The sequence below is a fragment of the Streptomyces sp. NPDC005141 genome (assembly GCF_053599975.1).
This window is the reverse complement of the sequence record NZ_JBSFYW010000007.1, coordinates 167,718-182,054: the sequence shown is the minus strand read 5'-3', so window position 1 is coordinate 182,054 and position 14,337 is coordinate 167,718. Positions and strand designations below refer to the sequence as shown.

At 69.5% G+C, this 14,337-nt stretch carries 12 protein-coding genes; 4 read left to right on the top strand and 8 right to left on the bottom strand.

Annotated features, from left to right (window positions below):
* Window positions 1-41: 41 nt before the first annotated feature.
* Window positions 42-1,541 (bottom strand): MFS transporter, encoded by a 1,500-nt coding sequence (locus ACWD68_RS08330; RefSeq protein WP_451805671.1) that lies wholly within the window; start codon window positions 1,539-1,541, stop codon window positions 42-44.
* Between the two features lie 85 nt (window positions 1,542-1,626).
* On the opposite strand from ACWD68_RS08330, the gene ACWD68_RS08325 reads away from it, so the two are divergent.
* Complete coding sequence (locus tag ACWD68_RS08325; RefSeq protein WP_451805670.1) at window positions 1,627-2,040, top strand: MarR family winged helix-turn-helix transcriptional regulator; 414 nt, start codon at window positions 1,627-1,629, stop codon at window positions 2,038-2,040.
* A 155-nt stretch (window positions 2,041-2,195) separates the two neighbouring features.
* On the opposite strand, the gene ACWD68_RS08320 is transcribed toward ACWD68_RS08325, so the two are convergent.
* Entirely contained in the window at window positions 2,196-2,954 is a 759-nt protein-coding gene (locus ACWD68_RS08320) for a maleylpyruvate isomerase family mycothiol-dependent enzyme (protein WP_451805669.1), read from the bottom strand.
* A 314-nt stretch (window positions 2,955-3,268) separates the two neighbouring features.
* On the opposite strand from ACWD68_RS08320, the gene ACWD68_RS08315 reads away from it, so the two are divergent.
* Entirely contained in the window at window positions 3,269-4,558 is a 1,290-nt protein-coding gene (locus tag ACWD68_RS08315; RefSeq protein ID WP_451805668.1) for a tachylectin-related carbohydrate-binding protein, read from the top strand.
* 582 nt (window positions 4,559-5,140) lie between these two features.
* Here the strand turns inward: ACWD68_RS08315 and ACWD68_RS08310 are convergent.
* The 3 genes from ACWD68_RS08310 to ACWD68_RS08300 form a co-directional block, all read right to left on the bottom strand.
* A complete protein-coding gene (locus ACWD68_RS08310; RefSeq protein WP_451805667.1) occupies window positions 5,141-6,328 on the bottom strand; it encodes an aggregation-promoting factor C-terminal-like domain-containing protein in 1,188 nt (395 codons plus the stop codon).
* Between the two features lie 112 nt (window positions 6,329-6,440).
* Window positions 6,441-6,614 (bottom strand): hypothetical protein, encoded by a 174-nt coding sequence (locus ACWD68_RS08305; RefSeq protein ID WP_451805666.1) that lies wholly within the window; start codon window positions 6,612-6,614, stop codon window positions 6,441-6,443.
* Window positions 6,615-6,786: 172 nt separating this feature from the next.
* Window positions 6,787-7,095, bottom strand: coding sequence for a hypothetical protein (locus ACWD68_RS08300; RefSeq protein WP_451805665.1), 309 nt, complete (start codon window positions 7,093-7,095; stop codon window positions 6,787-6,789).
* Window positions 7,096-7,256: 161 nt separating this feature from the next.
* Here ACWD68_RS08300 and ACWD68_RS08295 point away from each other — a divergent pair, with 161 nt between their 5' ends.
* Window positions 7,257-8,252: a helix-turn-helix domain-containing protein gene (locus ACWD68_RS08295; RefSeq protein WP_451805664.1), complete on the top strand. Its 996-nt coding sequence runs from the start codon at window positions 7,257-7,259 to the stop codon at window positions 8,250-8,252.
* Between the two features lie 262 nt (window positions 8,253-8,514).
* Here the strand turns inward: ACWD68_RS08295 and ACWD68_RS08290 are convergent, their stop codons facing one another.
* Both ACWD68_RS08290 and ACWD68_RS08285 read right to left on the bottom strand, forming a co-directional pair.
* Window positions 8,515-9,681 carry an MFS transporter gene (locus ACWD68_RS08290; protein WP_451805663.1) on the bottom strand — a complete coding sequence of 389 codons (1,167 nt, stop codon included), beginning with the start codon at window positions 9,679-9,681 and terminating at the stop codon, window positions 8,515-8,517.
* 333 nt (window positions 9,682-10,014) lie between these two features.
* Window positions 10,015-11,460 carry a glyceraldehyde-3-phosphate dehydrogenase gene (locus ACWD68_RS08285; RefSeq protein ID WP_451805662.1) on the bottom strand — a complete coding sequence of 482 codons (1,446 nt, stop codon included), beginning with the start codon at window positions 11,458-11,460 and terminating at the stop codon, window positions 10,015-10,017.
* A gap of 469 nt (window positions 11,461-11,929) precedes the next feature.
* Here ACWD68_RS08285 and ACWD68_RS08280 point away from each other — a divergent pair, with 469 nt between their 5' ends.
* Window positions 11,930-13,045, top strand: coding sequence for a GNAT family N-acetyltransferase (locus tag ACWD68_RS08280; RefSeq protein WP_451805661.1), 1,116 nt, complete (start codon window positions 11,930-11,932; stop codon window positions 13,043-13,045).
* Between the two features lie 438 nt (window positions 13,046-13,483).
* Here ACWD68_RS08280 and ACWD68_RS08275 read toward each other — a convergent pair whose 3' ends face one another.
* Window positions 13,484-14,263 (bottom strand): DeoR/GlpR family DNA-binding transcription regulator, encoded by a 780-nt coding sequence (locus tag ACWD68_RS08275; RefSeq protein ID WP_451805660.1) that lies wholly within the window; start codon window positions 14,261-14,263, stop codon window positions 13,484-13,486.
* Window positions 14,264-14,337 lie beyond the last annotated feature (74 nt).

Sequence of the window (14,337 nt, the reverse complement as noted above, 5' to 3'; positions counted from 1 at the left end):
CGGGGCAAGGACCCGCCGGGCGCAAGCATCGGAGGCGTCCACTAGTCGCGGACGGCGACACGCTCCGTCTCTGTCACCGACTGCGACTCCGTAACCTTCCGGCCGGACTGGGCGACGACGACGGACTCCTGCGGCCGTCGTGTCCGCAGGCCGGGCAGAGTGATCAGCAGACCCGCGAAGGCGATGCCGGTCACCACCATCAGGCCGGGCCGGTAGCTGTCGAGAACGTCCTGGGGCGAGGAGCCCTCGGAGGAGTTCGCGGTGACGACCGCCGTCACGACCGCGAGGAAGATCGCGCCGCCGACCTGCACGGAGGTGTTGAGGAGGCCCGAGACCATGCCTTGCTCGTGGTCGTCGACGCCGTTGGTCGCCTGGATGTTGAGGGAAGGGAAGACCAGGGCGCACGCGGCGCCGATCAGCAGCATGGTCGGCAGGATGACCGCCGCGTAGACCGGATCGAGGTCGACGCGCAGGAAGAGCGCGTACCCGACGACCATCAGCGCGAAGCCCGTCGCGATGAGCCGGGGCGTGCCGAATCGGTCGACGACGGCACCCACCTTGGTGGAGGACAGCGCCACCAGCGCACCGGCCGGCAGGAAGGCGAGCGCGGTGTGCAGGGCCGACCAGCCCAGCAGCGACTGCATGTACAGCGTCACCAGGAACTGGAATCCGACGTACGAGCCGAAGAACGCCATCGCGCCGAGCTGGGCCCGGATCTGGCTGCCGGAACGCAGTACGCCGAGCCGGATCAGCGGGCTCGGACTGCGTCGCTCGATACCGACGAAGACGGTGAGCAGTACGGCGACGGCGAGGAAGGAGAGCAGGGTGCGGGCCGATCCCCAGCCGGCCTCGGGTGCCTGGACGACGGTGAAGACGAGCAGCAGCATCGAGGCGGTGCCGAGGATGGCGCCCGGGATGTCGTAGCCGCGGTGGTCCTTCTCGCGCTCGCTGCGCGGGATGAGCTTCAGGCCCGCGAACAGGGCGGCGACGGCGATGGGCGCGGGAAGCAGCATGGTCAGCCGCCAGCTCGCCTCGGTGAGCAGACCGGACAGCACCAGGCCCATGGAGAAGCCGGTGGCCGCGCAGGTGGTGTAGATGGAGAGCGCGCGGTTGCGCAGCGGGCCCTCGGCGAACGTCGTGGTGATGATCGACAGGCCCGCGGGCGCGGTGAACGCGGCGCTCAGACCCTTGATGAAACGGCTGGCGATCAGCAGCGGGCCCGAGTCGACGAGCCCGCCGAGCAGCGAGGCGAGCGCGAACACCCCGAGGGCCACCAGGAAGACCTGGCGGCGGCCCAGCAGGTCGGCGGTGCGTCCGCCGAGGAGGAGCAGCCCGCCGTAACCCAGGATGTAACCGCTGACGATCCATTGGAGCGTCGAGGTGGAGAGGTCGAGTTCGGAGCCGATGGACGGCAGCGCGACGCCGACCATCGACACGTCCAGCGCGTCCAGGAACATCGCGGCGCAGAGCACGAGCAGGGTGCCCCACAGGCGAGGGGTCCAGCGTCCCTGGGGCGCGGGGTGGGTGAGCGGAGAGGTCATGCCTCAGACAGTACATGCACATGCATTCAATGCAAGTGCATTTAATGACGGTGCAACAATCTTGATTCTTTGCTACGGTGCGCGCATGGCGGCGAAGAATGCCGAGCAAGGGCTCGTGGACCAGTGGCGTGACATCCTCGCGGTGCACGCCCGCACCCTCTGTGAGCTCGACCGCGAGCTGCATCGACACGGCCTGGGCGCCAGCGACTTCGAGGTCCTCGACGTGCTGGCGGAGGGCACCGCGACGGACGGCGGCCCCTCCTACCGTGTCCAGGAGATCGCCGAGCGGGTCCACCTCAGTCAGAGTGCCTTGTCCCGGCTGATCGGACGCCTGGAGAAGGACGGTCTCGTGACACGCGGGATGTGCCCGGAGGACCGACGGGGTGTGCGCGTGTGCATCACGGCGAAGGGGAGTGAACTGCACGGCGAGGTACTGCCGTTGCAGCGCGCGGTCCTTACGCGGATACTGGCGGAGGGCCCGGCGGCGTCCTCCGAGTGACCGCAGGTCCCGCCGCCCGGCTTGCCCTGTTCAGGCCGCGCGCTGAGCCACGGGCTCGCCCTGTTCAGGCCGCGCGCTGAGCCACGGCGGTTCGTTCCGGGTGTCCCGGCCATGCGCCGGCCGTCTGTGGATGCCCTGGACTCCGGCTTCGCGCGTCAGCTCCAGGTGATGCCGGACTTCTCCCGCCACAGGCCGGCGAGTGCGGCGTCGCCCGTCACGCCCGGGAAGGGCGCGCGGTTCCACAGCGCCAGGTAGAGCCGTGCGGCCGGACCTGTCAGCTCACAGTCCACGTCCGCGCGCACGTCCGCCTGGGCGGGTTCGCCACGTTCGCTGAGCGGCGGCTGGGACGAGAGCCGTACGGTCCACACCGCGTCCGGGCGGTCGGTGGCACGCACCCGCAGCACACGTGGTTCCTCGGTGCGCACCCTGCTCTTCGAGCGCCCGTGGAACCCGCGCAGCAACTCGTCGATCCCGTCGACCGCGAAGTCCGGTGGGATCACGGTCGGCTCCCCGCCGAGCGCCGATTCGGCGTCGACCCGGTGCACGGTGGTCTCGTGCGCCTGCCTGCGCGCCCAGAAGGCGAGCGGCGAGGGAGCCGGAAGGAAACTCCAGCACCGCACATCGGGCGAGGCGCCGGCCAGGGTGTCCACGAGTGTTCGGTGCCCCTCCCTGAACCAGGTCAGCAGCTCGTCGTCGTCGAGATCCGGCAGTCCGCCGTCGGGGTGGTACGAGGTGTGTCCCTCGGCGACGAACGCGGTGGCCCAGCGGTGGACCATCCCCGTGTGCCGTACCAGATCCCTGACCTGCCAGTCGGGACAGGTCGCGACCTTGGCGTCGACGCCGGCCTCTTCGGCGGCCGCGGCCAGCAACCGGCCTTCCCGGTCCAGGGTTTCCACGAATTCCGGAATCTCCATGCCGCGAGTGTGCCGGATGCGGGGCGGTCGGGGGAGTACGGAGCAGACCAGGGCGTGCCGCTGTCCGGGGGTCGCGAGGCGGCAGGGGCACGCACGAGCCGTCCCCCCGGTGCTGCCGACGCCCCGTCAGGACGTAACAGGCCAAGGACGTTTGCGTCCATGCGGCTGCTCTTCCAACCCCCCTGACCTGCGGCGAAAGTAGTTCCTGCCACCGGGCGTCACACCCGAGACATCCTTCACAGCTGCACCTGCAGGGCAGCTGTTTGGGCCGGGGATGTGCTCGCCCGCTCGACTCACATGCCGCAGGAGACATCATGAAGCTGAGCCATGCCATCCGCCGTACCACCGCCGCCGCGGTCGCCGTCGGCGCGATGTCCGTCGGACTGGTCGCGATCACCGGCGGTGCCGCGCATGCCGTCGCCTCGTGCACCGGCAACGTGTCGATGTACGGCACGCTGTCCGACGGCCGGCTGACGTACTCGCAGATCGAGCCGAACACCGGCGACCGGGTCAAGACACTCATCGGCCCGAACCTCGGCTTCACGCCCAAGGCGATGGCGACCCTCAACTTCAACACCGTCCTGGTCACCTCGACCTCCGGAGACCTCTACCGGGTCGACGTGCAGACGAACAACACCTCCCTCGGGGTCGCGGGCGTCACCAAGATCTGGGACGGCGGCTGGACCTTCGACAAGATGGTCTACGACGGTGCCGGCCACCTCTACGGGACGGTCGACGGACAGCTTCACCAGTACTTGGTGTCGCAGGACAAGCCCGCGGGGTCGGCCCACATAGGTCAGCACGTCGTGATCGACACCGGCTTCGTCCTCAAGACGCTGGCCGCCGCGGGCGACGACCGCATCATCGCCTCGACCTCGGACGGCCGACTGCTCAGCTACAAGATCAACGGTGTGAACGACTGGGACCGTTCGGTCCTGAAGTCGAGCGGCTGGTCGGCGGTGGACTCACTCTCCTCGCCGGGTGGCGGCCTCTACTACGGCCGTACCAGCGGCGGCATGTACTGGTACCACGACTCGGACCCGACCGACGGTGACGGCAGCGACATCGCGTACCACCCCAACGACCCGGTGGACGCGTCCGGTTGGACCCAGTCCTTGCTGTCGGCGTACGCGGACAACTGCGCCTACGTGGCACCGGCCCCGCCGAAGTCCGTGCAGGGCGGAACGATCTACCGCAGCGAGGTCATGACCCGGGCCAAGGACTGGTACAACCGCAACGTCCAGTACAGCCAGAGCGCCTACGCCGGCGACGTCGAAGGCGACCACTCCTATCGCACCGACTGCTCCGGCTTCGTCTCCATGGCCTGGCACCTCACCACCTCGCTGACGACCCAGTCCCTCCCCAGCGCGAGCACGCAGATCTCCAAGGCCGACCTCCGACCCGGTGACGCGCTGAACGACAGCTCCGAGCACGTCGTCCTCTTCGCCGGCTGGAAGGACCAGGACGCGGGCACCTTCCACTACTACTCCGAGGGCAGCCCCTCCTCGGACATGAACTACTCGACCGCGAACGTCTACAGCGGCACCATCGACAGCCACCCGGCCTCGTCCTACGTCGCCCTGCGCTACGACAAGATCGCCTGACGCCCACCCACCGCCTCGAAGGCCCCGCCGATCCCCGGCGGGGCCTTCGAGGCGTCCTTGCGTCCTTGGCCGACCTCGGCCTCAGGAGCAGCAGAATCCTCACCACCGCGGCCGCCAGGCCGAGGTCGTACTCCCGGTGGCCGCGCCGGCCGGAGCGGCGCCGTACTCGGCAGACGGGCTCCACCAACTCCAACAAGGCTGGGCTACCACCGTCGCCCGCACCGCCGAGGCCACCGTCGCCCGCACTGCCGAGGCCACCATCGCCCGCATCGCTGAAGCCACCGTTGCCACGCCGCCGAGGCAGGCGTCGGCTTCCCGGCCTGTCGTGTGCTCAACGCAGTTGGTGGCGATGCTCAGGTCGTGCTGGTGGCCGTGCGCAACTCCTCCTCGGCCGGAACCGTTCGGGTCCGGCACCCCGGTTCGCGACCGACGCGAGCTGCTCGTCGTACAGCCCTGGGGATCCACGTCATGGAGGGTCGAACTCCCCTCCGCCCACGCCAAAAGGGCGGCGCCCCCTCGGTCCGAGGGGGCGCCGCCCTGTTCAAGTTCGCTGGCATCAGTACCAGTTGTTCGTCGTGTTCGTCAGTACCAGTTGTTCGCCTGCCAGAAGTTCCACGCGTTGCAGGGGGAGCCGTAGCGGCCGTCGATGTAGCTCAGACCCCACTTGATCTGGGTGAGGGGGTTCTCCTTCCAGTCGTCGCCCGCGACGTCCATCTTGGTGGCGGGCAGCGCCTGCGGGATGCCGTAGGCACCGGAGGAGGAGTTCGTCGCGTTCCAGCGCCAGTTGCTCTCGTGGTCCCAGAGTGTCTCCAGGCAGGCCCACTGCGCGGAGGTGGCCCAGGAGGTGTCCTTGTTGTTCATCATCTGCCTGCCGGCGGCCTTGACCGAGGTGATGTTGTCACGGTCGACCGTCTCCGTGGTGGTGGTGCAGGTGTACGTGACCGGCTGGGCGGACAGCAGTCTCTGCGTCCAGCCGCTGGTGTTGACCGGGTCGTCGAGGTGGTACGAGATGTCGGAGCCGGAACCGTCGGTCGGGTTGGCGTCCTTGTACCAGTACATGGCACCGGTGGACAGGCGGCCGTAGTAGAGGCCGGCGCCTGGCGAGACCAGCTGGTTGAAGCCGGACCAGCCGGAGGACTTGAGGGTGTTGCTCTTCCAGGAGCCTGCGCCCGCTACCGAGTAGTCGAGCAACCGTCCGTCCTCGGTGGTGGCGCTGAGTCGGTCGTCGCCGGTGGCGGTGAGGGTCTTCAGGACGAACCCGGTGTCGATCTCGGTGCGCGCGCCGATGTGCTGGGAGCCGGCGGGCTTGTCCTCGGTCACGTTGTAGCGCAGGAGCAGGCCGGCGGCGGTGGTGCCGTAGAGGTGGCCGTGACCGTCGTAGGTGAGCTTGTCGTGGGTCCAGCCGCTGTCGGCGATCTTCACCGGTGCGTTCAGCAGGGCGAGGCTGGTGTTGTTGGTCCTGATGTCGACGCGATAGAGGGCGCCGGAGGTCGAAGTCACCAGGACGGTGTTGAAGTTGAGGGTCGCCATGGCCTTCGGCTCGAAGCCGAGGTCCGGCCCGACGAGCACCTTGGCGAGGTCTCCGGTGGCCGGGTTGATCTGGCTGAACGTCAGTCTGCCGTCGTCGAGTACGCCGTAGATGTTGACTCCGCCCGAGCAGGTGGTGGCCGCTTCGGCGGTCGGGGCGGTCACCGTGAGGAGTCCGGTACCGAGAGCACCGGCCGTCAGCAGACCAGCGATTCTCCGGCCGTTCTTGCGGATGTTCTTCACTTTCGATCCCCCGGGGGCAGTTGTGGTCGGTCGATCGGGCGGACATAGGACGGTGGCCGACTGGCCGGTGAGTAGGCGTCGGCCGCAACGAGTGGCTGTCGGCGGCGTCGGTCTACTGCCAGCCGGCGTCGGCCGGGGCGACCTGCCAACCGGCGTCGACGGCGAGGACGGAAGAGGTCGGAACCGTGTCCGCCGTGGTGTGGAGCGTGACCACCGGGGCGGCGAGAGCCGCGGCGAGGACGAGGGAGGAGACCGCGGCGACCTTGGCGATTCGGGTGCGAAGCATGGTTGTTTTCGTTCCTTCCAGGAGGTGAGGTGCGATGTCCGGCCTGTCGTCGCGTCCCGCGGTGACGCTCGGCTCGGCCGGTGATCAATAGGTTCGTCGCAGCTCAGGTCCGTGAGAAGAGTTCAGGGATGGACGGAAAGGGCCTTGGACTGATGCGTCCACGCGGGCCGCTTCAGTCCACCGTCTGCGGTGCGAAGGCCAGCGGCATCAGCGGCACCCCCGCGCCCGTCAGTCTTGCCGTGGCCAACTGTGGTACGTCGCACAGCATTCGATGGCAGACCCGGACGGCCCGCTCCTCCGCCTCGTCCAGCGAACCGGCCAACAGATAGAAGCCGAGCGTGAGTTCGGTGGTCGAGACGGGGTGCACGGCAACGTGCTCGACGCGGTCGCGGGGGACGATCGCCGATCGCACCAACGCCCTGATGTTCTGCGGCAGTTCTTCGCCGGAGGGCAGTTCCAGATGCGTGTGGACCAGGTACATGCGCTCCAGAGTCTCAACGGAAGTCGTGAGCAAGTGGCCCTGGGATCTGGACGGTTGAGGCCATGGCCGGTTCCGTCCTGCCCCTGTGACGATCCCTCGCGCCTCTGCGAAGATCATCGTCGAACAGGGGACGCTTTGTGCAGAAAACTGGGGGGAACCAGATGCTGACCGCTCTTGGGCTCGACTCCGTCGCGGAGACGGTGTACCGCGCCATGCTCAGACACCCGGCCGCCGGGGTCGCGGCCCTCGCCGATGCCGTGGGGCTGTCCGGGGAAGAGGTGCGCGAAGCCCTCGACACATTGAGCGAGCTGGCGCTGGTGCGCCCGGCGGCCGGGGACGCGGGCCGGCTCCGGGCGGTCTCCCCGGACATCGGCATGGAGATCCTGATGGGTCGCCAGCAGGCCCAGCTGGCGGCCCATCAGCAGCGCCTCGAAGCCTCGCGGTCGGCCGCGGCCCAGCTCATCTCCGAGTACGCCGAGCTCCGTCCGGCCACCAGCCATCCCGGGGTGGAGCAACTGGTCGGCCTCGACCAGATACGCGACCGGCTGGCCGTGCTCACCCGCGAGGTGCGCGAGGAGTTCCTGACCTTCGCCCCGGGCGGGCCGCAGACCGCGGAGAACATGGCCGCCTCCCGGCCGCTCAACCAGGATCTGCTCGGCCGCGGGGTGCGCATGCGCACGATCTACCTCGACAGTGTCCGCACCAACCGGCCCACCGTCGAACACGCCACCTGGCTGGCCGGACTCGGTGGGCAGATCCGCACGACTCCGTCCCTGCCGACCCGGATGATCCTCATGGACCGGATGACCGCCATGATCTCGGTCAGCAGCGACGACACCGCCGCGGGCGCCGTCCTGCTGACCGGCCAGGGCACGCTCACCGCGCTGTGCGCGCTCTTCGAGAGCACCTGGGAGGCCGCCCAGCCGCTCGGCGAGGTCGTCCCCACCGACCCGAACGGGCTCACCGGCCAGCAGGCGACCGCCCTCCGTCTCCTGGCCGCGGGCCACACCGACGAGGCGATCGCGAAACGGCTCGGGGTGTCGCACCGCACGGCCCGGCGGATCGCCTCCGAACTGATGGACCGTCTCGACGCACGCAGCCGTTTCGAGGCCGGCGTGCGCGCCGTTCAGCAGGGCTGGCTGCCGGTCCGTCCCTGAAGCGCGGTCCAGGGACGAGGCAATGCGACGACTGCCGGGGTGGGATGAATGACCCCAGGAGTGGTTGTGGCAGTCGGGCGAGGTGCTGAACGGTGCTTCCTCGGTAGCCCGCTGAAGCCCCGGGACTGAAGTCGCGGGACTGAAGTCGCGGGAGTCACCCACGTGGTGGTCGCGGTCGGGGTCGTCGTGGACGACGCGGGGGTCCGAGACGTGGACAACGCGGCGGAGGCGCCGGCTGTGGCGACGGAGGATCCGCGTCCTCTCACCCCACCGCGGCCCGGCGCGTCGCGAATCCGATCAGGGCGGCCACGGCCGCCAGCGCCGCGACGCTGGTGAGCGCGGTCGGCAGGGAGTACCAGTCGGCCATGAACCCGATCGCGGGCGGCCCGAGCAGCATGCCCCCGTACCCGAGGGTGGAGGCGATGGCGACCCCGCTCGCTCCGGCGAGCGCCCCGGCGCGTTCGACCGCCACAGGGAAGATGTTGGCGAGGCCGAGCCCGGTGACGGCGAAGCCGAGCAGTGCGGCCCAGGTGGAGGGCGCGAGCGAGCCGAGCAGCATGCCTAGCGCGGCCGTCGTGCCGCCCGCCACCAACGTGCGGGTCCGGCCGAGGCGTTCGAGCAGTGCCGTCCCGTTCAGCCGGCCGATCGTCATGGCGAGGGCGAAACACGAGTAACCGGCGGCGGCGATCCCCGGGTGTGCGTCCAGGTCCTGCTCCAGGTGGAGCGCGCCCCAGTCCGCGAGCGCGCCCTCGCCGTACGCCGTGCACAGGGCGATCAGGCCGAAGACGACGACCAGACCACGGGTACGGCCGTCGAGACGCGCTCGCGCCGGGCTCCCGTCGCTCCGTGGGCGCTCCGGTGCCGTGGGGGCGTCCTGCCGCAGCAGCGCGCGTCCCGCGACGGCGGTCACCAGCAGGCCGATGACGGCGATCCCGAGCAGATGGCGCGTCGGTGACAGATGCGCGGCGACCAGCCCCCCGAGCCCCGCCCCGAGCATGCCGCCCAGACTGAACGCCGCGTGGAAACTGGGCATCACCGGGCGCCGCAGCGTGGCCACGAGATCGACGGCCGCGCTGTTCATGGCGACGTTCATACCGCCGTACGCGGCGCCGAAGACCAGCAGGACGAGGCCCAGAGCAGGTACCGAGTGGGTGAGCGGGGGCAGGACGACGCTCAGGGACAGCAAGACGCCGCAGACCACGGTCACGGGGTGGCTGCCGAACCGCCGGCAGAGTCGTCCCGTCAGCATCATGGTGATCACAGCGCCGGCGGAGACGCCGAGAAGGGCGAGGCCGAGAGCGCCGGCGGAGGCACCGGTCTGCTGCTTGATGGCGGGGATGCGGACGACCCAGCCGGCGAAGACGAAGCCGTCGAGGGCGAAGAACGCGGTGAGGACGACGCGGAGTCGGGTGAGGGAGCGGTCCGGCACAACGCTGTGCGGGATGGTTTTGTTTATTAGCGGCACAAACTCACGTTAGACGGGTGCCCCGCTCAGGGCAAGGGAAGCGTTGGGCGGGTGCCGGGTGCCGGGTGCCGGGTGCCGGGTGCCGGGTGCCGGGTGCCGGGCGGGGGCGAGGGGAGCGGTGGGGCGGCGCGCGCCGGACGGGGCACCACGAAGGAACGGGGCGACCAGGGCCCCGATGAGAGGGGATTCCCGGTCGCCCCGCGGCTCGGTGTTCGCCGTCCCGCCTGTCCGGACGGCGAACCACGCGGTGTTCGCCGACCTACCTGCCCGGACGGCGAACCACGCGCTGCTTCTGGCTCAGACCGCCGGAGCCGGGTACGTCGGGTACTCCACGCCGGAGACGTGCTGGACGACGCGGATGACCTGGCAGGAGTAGCCGAACTCGTTGTCGTACCAGAGGTAGAGGATCGCGTTGTCGTCCTCGACCTTGGTGGCGCCGGCGTCGACGATCGAGGCGTGACGCGAGCCGATGAAGTCGCTCGAGACCGCGTCGGGAGCGCTGATGAAGTCGATCTGGCGCTTGAGCGGCGAGGTCAGCGAGACGTTGCGGAGGTAGTCGAGGACCTCCTCGCGCGTGGTCTCGCGGCCCAGACGCAGGCTGAGGATCGCGATCGAGACGTCCGGCACCGGGACACGGATCGAGCTGCCGGTGATGGGCGCCTTGAGGTCGGGCAGCGCCTTGGCGACCGCGGAGGCGGCACCCGTCTCGGTGATGACCATGTTGAGCGGCGCGGAGCGGCCTCGGCGGTCGGAGCTGTGGTAGTTGTCCAGCAGGTTCTGGTCGTTGGTGAACGAGTGGACGGTCTCCACGTGGCCGCGCAGAACGCCGTACTCCTCCGCCATCGCCTTGAGCGGCGGCACGATCGCGTTGGTGGTGCAGGAGGCGCAGGACAGGATCTGCTCGTCCGGCTTGATCGTGTCGTGGTTGACGCCGTGCACGATGTTCGGGACGTCGCCCTTGCCCGGCGCGGTCAGGACGACCTTGTCGATGCCGGGGCGCAGGTGGTTCGAGAGGCCCTCGCGATCACGCCACTTGCCGGTGTTGTCGACGAGGATGGCGTCCTTGATCCCGTACGTCGTGTAGTCGACCTCGGACGGGTCGTTGGCGTAGATGACCTTGATCTCGTTGCCGTTGGCGATGATCGTGCTGCTCGCCTCGTCGACGGTGATCGTGCCCTGGAACTGGCCGTGGATGGAGTCGCGGCGCAGCAGTGAGGCGCGCTTGACGATGTCCTGGTCGCCGCCCTGACGGACGACGATGGCGCGCAGCCGCAGGCCGTTGCCGGAGCCGGTCTTCTCGATCAGCAGGCGGGCGATGAGGCGGCCGATGCGGCCGAAGCCGTAGAGGACGACGTCGCGTCCCTCGCGGCGCTCGATCTTGTTCTCGCCCGTGGCTCCGGCGACCGCCAGGGCGGTGAACTCCTCGACCGACAGACCGCGGTCATCGGCCCGGTACGTCGCGGCGAGCATGCCGAGGTCGATCTGGGACGGGCCGAGGTCGAGCGTCGTGAGCGCCCGAAGGAACGGCAGGGTGTCGGTGACCGAGAGCTCCTCGCCGGCGATCTGCCGGGCGAAGCGATGGGTCTTGAGGATGCTGACCACTGACTTGTTCACCAGGGAGCGGCTGTGCAGGAGGATCGTGACGTCCTGCTCCCGGTGCAGCCTCCCGATGATCGGGATCATCGACTCCGCGATCTCTTCGCGGGTCTTCCAGTTGGTGAACGCATCGTCGTTGACAGTCACAGAATCATCTTTCGAGCTAGGTGGCGCTCATATGCTAACCGGCCGTTCGTTCTCATCTTTCACGTGGTGCCCCCTTGTACGGAAAGCGGCGTCCGAGGGGGCCGTCGCGACCTCGGATTCCGACCCTCCGCGGACTCGCCGTCAGGCTCGCGGTGTCGGCCATCAGTACGACAAAGCCTTCGTCTTCCGACCTGGACGCATTCGTTGCGGTAGGCACCCTTGACAGCGTGCGTACTGTTTCGCGACGTTTGAGCCCCGCCGATTGGCTCGGATCTCGGTCCTCGACCGGGAGACGAGTCTCTGTGCGGCGCGGGACGGCAAAAATCAGAAGAGTGGCAGGACGCGGACAGCGCGTCATGGGGGGAGCTGTCGCCCATGCGATCCAGCAGCAAGGATCCACACGCCCTACTGGCCTGTGCTGTGACCGGTACGTTCCTCGCAGCGCCCACGGAAGGGTGGTTGATCTGAGGTGGAGATCACGATCCACAGACTCGACGGCTTGAGTGTCCCGCTGTGCGAGGCCTGGCACCGGGCGATGGACGAATCGCCCGAATACGCCAATCCGTTCCTGGCGCCGGAGTTCGCGACGGGGGTCGGCAGATACCGGAGCGGTGCACAGGTCGCGGTCCTGCGCGAGGACGGGGAGCCCGTCGGTTTCCTGCCGTACGAGCGCAACGTGTTCGGCGTCGGCAGAGCCATCGGCCTCGGACTCTCGGACTGCCAGGCCCTGGTGCACAGACCCGGGGTCACCTGGGACGCACCGGAGGTGCTGCGCGCCTGCGGGATGTCCATCTTCGAGTTCGACCATCTCGTCGAGGAGCAGAAGCCGTTCGGCAGATATGTGACGGGGACGTTCGCCTCCCCGGTCATCGACCTGAAGCCGGGGGACAGCGGCTACCCGGAGTGGCTGCGCAGCGCCTACCCGGGCCAGGCGAAGACGACCCTGAAGAAGGAACGGCGTCTCGCGCGTGATGTGGGCGAGGTGCGGTTCGTCTTCGACGAGCGTGACCCGCGGATGCTGAGCACGCTCATGCGGTGGAAGTCCGCCCAGTACCGCAGGACGGGACGCATGGACCGGTTCGCGCGGCCCTGGATCGTCGATCTGGTGAACCACCTGTTCGACGTCCGCGAGGAGCACTTCACCGGCGTCCTGTCCGTGCTCTACGCCGGGGACCGGCCGGTCGCCGCCCACTTCGGACCCCGGTCGCGCACGGTGCTCGCGGCCTGGTTCACCGCGTACGACCCTGAATTCCACCGGTACTCGCCCGGGCTGATGATGCACCTGCGGACCGCCGAGGCGGCCAGTCGGCACGGCGTGAGCCTGCTGGATCTGGGGCGCGGCGACAAGGAGTACAAGGACTGGCTCAAGACCCGCGAACTGCGCGTGGGCGAAGGGTTCGTGGCCCGGCCCCATCCGGTGGCGGCGGCCCACCGGTTGTGGCGCAGGCCCGTGCGCGGTCTGCGGAACACGGTCCTCGCCCATCCGACGCTGCGCGACCCGGCCGACCGGCTTCTCAAGACAGTGGGCACGCTCCGTGCGTCACGCCGCGCGGAAGCCGGCGGAGCGGGGCCCCGGGCACGCTGACCGAGCGGCGCGGCAACCCCGGGGGTGGGAGTTTTCGAGGCCGCCCGGCACGGGTGAGGAGACCCTCGGGCTCGCCCGCGGAGCAGCCGCGCCCATGGTGCTGCCGAGCCCGCGCCCGCAGGGCAGGAGCGGCTGGGCGGTGCGGTTCGGTGATACTTGGCGAGGCTGTCCGCTGGGGCGTGGCCCCTTTCGGCCGGAGAGGAGTCCGCCGGGCCTGCGCGTCCGCTCGCGGTCGTGGCCCGGTGCCAAGTCGGGCCCGGGGAGCGCCGAGACGCGCCGGCGGAACCGCACGCTGATGACGGGGCGCGGGGGATGGCCCCGAGGTCAGGGGATGGCCTCGAAGTCAGGGGATGGCCCCGAGGTCAGGGGATGGCCTCGAAGTCAGGGGATGGTCCAGAAGTCAGGCGACGGCCCCGAATCCGGGGGATCGGCGCGGCGTCATACGGCGATGACCTCGACCCCCGCCTCCTCGAACCGCCCGATCGTCTCCGGCCCGGCCGCCACGTCCGTGACGAGCGTGCCCACCGACTCGGCCGCGCAGATACGGGCGAACGCGCGCTGTCCCAGCTTGCTGGAGTCGGCGGCGACGATCACGCGCTCAGCCCGCTCGCACAGGAGGCGGTTGATCGCGGCCTCAGCCTCGTCGTGGGCGGCGGCGCCGTGCGTGGCGTCGAAGGCGACCACGCCGAGCACCGCGACATCCAGGGTGATCTGGCCCAGCACACCGTCCGCGAGAGGCCCGATGAGCTCGTAGGACTGGGGCCGCGCGACCCCGCCGGTCACCACGATCTTGAACTGGGGGCGCACGGCGAGTTCGTTCGCGATGTTCAGCGCGTTCGTGACGACGGTGAGTGCGGGGGAGCCCGAGGCCAGATCCGGGCGTACGGCCAGGGCGCGGGCCACTTCGGTCGTCGTGGTGCCGCCCGTCAGACCCACCGCCTCGCCGGGCGCGATGAGGTCGGCCACCGCCTTGGCGATGCGCTGCTTCTCCGAAGCGTGGCGGGCGGTCTTGTAGCGCAGCGGCAGTTCGTAGGAGACGCCGTGCACGACCGCGCCGCCCCGGGTGCGCACGAGCATCTGCTGCTCGGCGAGCTGGTCGAAGTCGCGCCTGATCGTCGCCGCGGAGACCTCCAGCCGCGTCGCCGCCTCCTCGACATCCAGGCGGCCCCGCTCCACCAGCAGTTCCAGCAGCGCCTTCCAACGGGCGTCGCGCGACATCCGCACCCTCCAGTCCTCGATCTTCCGCGACCCTAGCGCACCTCACCTCCGCTCAAATGCTTGATTGTGCTCGA

Coding starts and splice junctions, on each gene's coding strand:
- ACWD68_RS08330 (WP_451805671.1), bottom strand. CDS start 1,541: ATGACCTCTCCGCTCACCCACCCCGCGCCCCAGGGACGCTGGACCCCT.
- ACWD68_RS08305 (WP_451805666.1), bottom strand. CDS start 6,614: ATGCTTCGCACCCGAATCGCCAAGGTCGCCGCGGTCTCCTCCCTCGTC.
- ACWD68_RS08295 (WP_451805664.1), top strand. CDS start 7,257: ATGCTGACCGCTCTTGGGCTCGACTCCGTCGCGGAGACGGTGTACCGC.
- ACWD68_RS08275 (WP_451805660.1), bottom strand. CDS start 14,263: ATGTCGCGCGACGCCCGTTGGAAGGCGCTGCTGGAACTGCTGGTGGAG.
- ACWD68_RS08325 (WP_451805670.1), top strand. CDS start 1,627: ATGGCGGCGAAGAATGCCGAGCAAGGGCTCGTGGACCAGTGGCGTGAC.
- ACWD68_RS08300 (WP_451805665.1), bottom strand. CDS start 7,095: ATGTACCTGGTCCACACGCATCTGGAACTGCCCTCCGGCGAAGAACTG.
- ACWD68_RS08320 (WP_451805669.1), bottom strand. CDS start 2,954: ATGGAGATTCCGGAATTCGTGGAAACCCTGGACCGGGAAGGCCGGTTG.
- ACWD68_RS08315 (WP_451805668.1), top strand. CDS start 3,269: ATGAAGCTGAGCCATGCCATCCGCCGTACCACCGCCGCCGCGGTCGCC.